Source organism: Beijerinckia sp. L45 (genome assembly GCF_009765775.1).
Classification (GTDB): domain Bacteria; phylum Pseudomonadota; class Alphaproteobacteria; order Rhizobiales; family Beijerinckiaceae; genus RH-AL1.
The window spans coordinates 28,876-33,765 of sequence record NZ_LMUU01000228.1 but is presented as its reverse complement, the minus strand read 5'-3'; the positions used below and the strand labels follow the sequence as shown (position 1 = coordinate 33,765).

Here is a 4,890-nt window from a genome sequence, read left to right as displayed (position 1 = left end):
CTCGATCTTCTCCGCGCTCGTCTCGTTGGAGAACTGCACGCAGATTGAGTCAGAGCCATTGTTGCAAGCCGAAACACACTTTTACGAGAACGGCGACTAAGCGCCCGGACATCGAAGATTGCATTGGTATAGGCGCCGTTCAGGGTCTGCGCTGCAATCCCGCCATCAATATATCGAGCAACCGTCGCGCCTGATCGGCGTCGGACGACGTCGCCGCCGCCAGCACCACGCCGGCAAGGCTGAGCGTGACGTCGTCCGGCTGTACATCGTTTCGCAGCGTACCGTCCCGAGTTCCTGCCGCAATAAGGATTCCGACCACGATGTTAATCCTTTTGCGCGTTTCCGAGACCGCAGGCGATCGGGTTGCGAGGACTGCCCGAAGCGGATCGTGCATGGCATGTTTCGTGGCAACGAAATCGGCGTAGCGGTCCATCCAGAGTCGCATAGCCTCAACACCTGAGTGTTTCGCAAGTAACCCAACGGCATCCCGTTCGAGAGCATCGAGCTCACGCTGATAAACGGCCTCTACCAGTGCCTCGCGTGTTGGAAAGTGCCTGTAGAGCGTGCCGATGCCGACGCCTGCTGCCCGGGCGATTGCTTCCAGGCTGCCTGCACCTTCGGTCAGGAAAAGGGTACGCGCCTCATGGATCAGGCGCTCCCGATTTTTCGCCGCATCCGAACGAAGGGTCGACAACATTGACATTCGGAGGCTCCTCCGTTTACAGCTTGCGAACCGGATGGGCCTCCGGTCCCGGATCTTATCAAGGAGTATCGTTCATGTCTTCACAGACATCACCTTCGGCTGCGCTGGCTGGCAGCTATCCCCTCGGCGAGCGGAAGGTCTCTAGGATGGGCTACGGTGCGATGCAACTTGATCGTTGCGCGGGCCATCCGTCGAAAGCAGTGGCGCTGCTGGAACACGCCATGGATCTAGGTGTCGACCACATCGACACCGCGCATTTCTATGGCAACGGCTTCGTCAACGGCGTGATCCGCAAGGCGGTCGGTTCGCGCCGAAACGTTCTCGTGTCCAGCAAGGTCGGTGCAGATCCTGATCCGGGTGCAGCGCGTCCTATCAAATCTGCGCAGCGGCCAGAACAACTCCAAGCCAGCGTTGAGGACAACCTCCGCAGTCTCGGCATCGAGCAGATCTCGCTTGTAAACCTGCGCCGTCTGGACGTAGGTCCCGGCTTGGTTGCTGAAGGCGATCAGATCGTTGATCTCGACGATCAGTTGGAAATGTTGATCGCGCTACGTGACGCAGGCAAAATCGGCGCTATCGGTTTGAGTGCGGTCGATATAGCGATCCTGCGTCGCGCACTGCCTGCGGGCATTGCCTGCGTTCAGAATGCCTATAGTCTTGTGAGCCGCGAGTTTGAGGACATGCTCGCGCTTTGCCGCGCACACGAGATAGCCTGGGTCCCCTTTTTCCCCCTTGGCGGTGTGTTTCCGAGCTGGCCGAAGGTGGTCGACCAACCCACGGTCATCGAAGTTGCGAGGAGGTTGAAGATCACGCCATCGCAGCTTGGTCTCGCGTGGTTGCTGGCGCATTCTCCCAACATGCTGCTGATCCCCGGTACGGCGAATGAACAACATCTCGACGAAAACATCTCAGCGGCTTCTATAAATCTCAGTCCGGAAGTCCTAGCCGAACTTGAGGCAATCTAGTGGATCTCTAAGCCGATTCGGGAGCTTCGGTGCTCCTTCGCTCCAGACGATCGAAGACGAGGTGGCTGATATGGTCTATCGCGTCGCCGAGGACGTTTCCGCGCAGATCTGTTTTCCAGCGGGCGCGGACGCTGTGGCGCTCGCGCATCCCGATCAAGTCGTTACTTCATGACGAATGGGCCAATCGTCGCTTGTCCGACCAGTATCTAAAGTAAGTCTCGCTCAAGTTCCACTATCCTGAGTTCGGATGTAGTGAGCACATTTTTACGGAAGGAAACGTTCGAGTAGAGTCGCCAAGCTGCGGTGCGCACCACAAGCATGGGTGCGAGCGGTCAACGAAGCCGATCGCGCAACGTGCCGTGACGCAGCACGGGTAGGTTCAGACAGCACATGGGATTGCTGCCCTTCACATACGATGCCTGGATCGGCGATCGACAGACTTGCGACCTATCGGTCGCTGGCGTTGGCGATTCGGTGGAGTAGCTCGGACAGGAGGTGTCGCTCGCCGGGGGTAAGGACGGCAAGGTCGTCAAGGCCGGCGCGCAGGGCGGAGGCCATGCCGGCCATGCCCGAGGGAACGGCTGGGGATTGCTCGTCGAGAATGGCCGCGAACACGGCCTCGCGCGCAGTCTCTGCCAAGCCATCGCGTTCTCCGGCCGGCTTCTGAAGCAGAGCGAGCACGGTGCCGGTTCCCATGGCGTGCAACAGGTCCACAGCGCGCTCTTCGCTTACGCGCAGCCGGCCGGTCTGCGCGACCCTGCGTACGCGTTCGCGTAGCACGCTAACACCGGCCTGTGCGGCGCGCGACGCCCGCCCCTGGGGCGCATTGATCAAGGCGCTGATGGCCGGGTTCGCCAGCCCGAACGCAACGTGCGCGTCACACCCCGCCCGCAGATCCGTCACGGGATCGGCTTCAGGAAGCCGTCGGGCTTTACTGTCCACATAGTCGGCCAGAGTCTGCTCGGCGACCGCCTCGAGCAAACCCTGCTTGTCGCCGAACAAGCGATAGATCGTTGGCGCCTGTACCCCCGCGGCATCAGCCACGGCGCGGGTCGTCGCTGCATCGGCGCCACCGGCTGCAAGCAAGCCGGCGGCAGCGGCCATAATCCGCGAGCGAGTGTTCGGGTTTCGAAGATCATCTGAGGGCATTGGAGGGCTGGGCATAGCCTAAGAATACCCGAAGATTAATATCGACGCTAGCGCGAACTTGCTTCCATTGATAATAATCGCTATGGATGGTCTGTTACCATCGATAACAGCGAGTGGAGAAGACGGATGATCATCGTCACAGGCGCGACGGGCCAGCTCGGCCGGCAGATCGTGGAGCAGCTCCTCGACCTGCTCCCGGTGGATCAGGTCGTTGCCACCACGCGCGATCCGGCCAAGGCGGCTGATATTGCAGCCCGGCGCGTGCAGGTGCGTCGCTGCAATTTCGCGGAACCCGACACACTGGCTTCGGCCTTCGAAGGCGCGTCGCAAGTCTTGATGGTGTCCTCGAATGCGCAAGCCTATGGCGGCGACAGCCTTGCACAGCACCGGGCGGCTATCGAGGCTGCGCGGGCGGCGGGCGTGCGCCGGATCGTCTACACCAGTCACATGGGAGCAGATGCCGGTTCGGCTTTTTTGCCCGCGCGCGTACATGCTGCCACCGAGCAGATGCTGAGTGAATCGGGCCTAGCCTGGACAGCGTTGCGCAACGGCTTCTACGCCAACACGGTGACGAGGATCATGGGCGCCGCCGCCTCGGGTGTCATCGAGACGCCGCAGGACGGCAAGGTGTCGTGGACGGACCGCGGCGACCTGGCGGCCGCGGCGGCGCAGGTCCTGATGCAGGAAAGCCGGTTCGAAGGCCCGACGCCGCCCCTAACGGCACTGCAAGCGCTAGATTTCGCCGATGTGGCGGTGATCCTCACCGATCTCCACGGCCGGCCGGTGGAATGGCGAATGATCAGCGATGAAGAAGAGGCCCGGCGCATTACGGCAAATGGCGCGCCGCCTATCATCGTCGACCTCATGCTCGGCATGTACCGGGCGGCGCGGGCGGGCGAGTTTACTGCCGTGGATCCGACCCTCGCGACCCTGCTGAGCCGTTCACCAACGACCCTTCACGACGTGCTGGCCGCCGCCGATACGGGCGGGCGCCCGACAAGCTGAGAGCAGGAGTTCTACGCTCCGGTTCGAATTGCCCCGTCGCCTCGGTCGCCATCGGGACGTAGCGTCCTCTGACGGCGACAAGGGTGGCGGCTGCAGTCCGGCAGCTTCATGACACTCGGTTGGCGGCTTCTGTCAGATCCGGACGTTCGTGCCATCACGGGGAAACGGCGATGCCTAGTCGGCTCCTGTCGGCGGCACACCAGCCCACTGAACGGCATCTACCTTACCGGCACCGCCCTGAACCTGCCGGAAATCGGCAGGTCCAGCCGTAAGGCAGCCGGTTGGGATAGCGCCCAGCCCTGACGTTCCTAGCCTTCGACGCAGAGCCCAGATAGCGGACATGGTTCGGAGGCGCCAGGTTCGAACCGCGCGAATCTTACCCCTTTGGAGAGCCTGATATTTTTCTCGCTCACAGCTTTGTAAAGGCCGCGCGAGATGGTCTATCAAGGTACGCGAGGCGGGCTGCAGACCTTGCCGGGTTGTGAACATGATGTGGGCGATTGCTGCCTGACTTTGCCAATCTCAAAAGACATGGACGAGCTTTTCCGAGGCTAAGTAGCCGGCGCGGGCATGGTCGGGAAGGTAAGCGACGCCGATACCGGCTTGACCCAACCGCGCCCGGCCGGCTGCGTCCCGACCAGCTTCTCCGGCCGGCCGCTGGAGCTGCGGCCCATGCGTAATCAAGAATTGGGTCGGCTTGCGCTACCAGCGACGTGCTGACTGACGCTTTTTGTTAGTGCCGGGGGAGGAGATCGAATGTGAGCTCGAACCGAAATGGCGCACGACGTTCTTCAAGCAAACGTCCATATAACCGGACCATTGCGTTGACCCGAACATCGCCAGGGGCAATTTTGTAAACATGCCCCGCGCATGGAAGGTGTAGGTCCATCGGACGTGAGTGCCTCCCTTCCCCGGGGTAAACCACCACTCACCGACAGCATCGATCATCAAGTAGCGCAGAGAAAAGCTCGGCTCGCTGACCCGATAGGCGAAATACGATGGACGATCGTAATCCGTGACCTGCTCGTGAGCGGTACTACCATCAGTCAAATGAACCGTGCGGTCTGA

General features: G+C 61.3%; 5 protein-coding genes. 2 read left to right on the top strand and 3 right to left on the bottom strand.

Annotated elements, in window-relative coordinates; all coding sequences use genetic code 11:
* Window positions 1–139: 139 nt before the first annotated feature.
* Window positions 140–703 (bottom strand): TetR/AcrR family transcriptional regulator, encoded by a 564-nt coding sequence (locus tag GSQ79_RS24230; protein WP_210253205.1) that lies wholly within the window; start codon window positions 701–703, stop codon window positions 140–142.
* Window positions 704–777: 74 nt separating this feature from the next.
* Between GSQ79_RS24230 and GSQ79_RS24225 the strand changes: the two genes are divergently transcribed.
* Window positions 778–1,668 carry an aldo/keto reductase gene (locus GSQ79_RS24225; protein WP_158811326.1) on the top strand — a complete coding sequence of 297 codons (891 nt, stop codon included), beginning with the start codon at window positions 778–780 and terminating at the stop codon, window positions 1,666–1,668.
* A gap of 447 nt (window positions 1,669–2,115) precedes the next feature.
* Here the strand turns inward: GSQ79_RS24225 and GSQ79_RS24220 are convergent, their stop codons facing one another.
* Window positions 2,116–2,772, bottom strand: coding sequence for a TetR/AcrR family transcriptional regulator (locus GSQ79_RS24220; protein ID WP_246725556.1), 657 nt, complete (start codon window positions 2,770–2,772; stop codon window positions 2,116–2,118).
* Between the two features lie 171 nt (window positions 2,773–2,943).
* Between GSQ79_RS24220 and GSQ79_RS24215 the strand changes: the two genes are divergently transcribed.
* Window positions 2,944–3,822 carry an SDR family oxidoreductase gene (locus GSQ79_RS24215; RefSeq protein ID WP_158811324.1) on the top strand — a complete coding sequence of 293 codons (879 nt, stop codon included), beginning with the start codon at window positions 2,944–2,946 and terminating at the stop codon, window positions 3,820–3,822.
* A gap of 702 nt (window positions 3,823–4,524) precedes the next feature.
* On the opposite strand, the gene GSQ79_RS24210 is transcribed toward GSQ79_RS24215, so the two are convergent.
* A partial coding sequence (locus tag GSQ79_RS24210) for an SRPBCC family protein (RefSeq protein ID WP_174243263.1) occupies window positions 4,525–4,890 on the bottom strand: 366 nt, incomplete at its 5' end.

What these genes read in the sequence shown, in the direction of transcription:
- GSQ79_RS24215 (WP_158811324.1), top strand. Translation starts at nt 2,944, where the DNA reads ATGATCATCGTCACAGGCGCGACGGGCCAGCTCGGCCGGCAGATCGTG.
- GSQ79_RS24230 (WP_210253205.1), bottom strand. Translation starts at nt 703, where the DNA reads ATGTCAATGTTGTCGACCCTTCGTTCGGATGCGGCGAAAAATCGGGAG.
- GSQ79_RS24225 (WP_158811326.1), top strand. Translation starts at nt 778, where the DNA reads ATGTCTTCACAGACATCACCTTCGGCTGCGCTGGCTGGCAGCTATCCC.
- GSQ79_RS24220 (WP_246725556.1), bottom strand. Translation starts at nt 2,772, where the DNA reads ATGGCCGCTGCCGCCGGCTTGCTTGCAGCCGGTGGCGCCGATGCAGCG.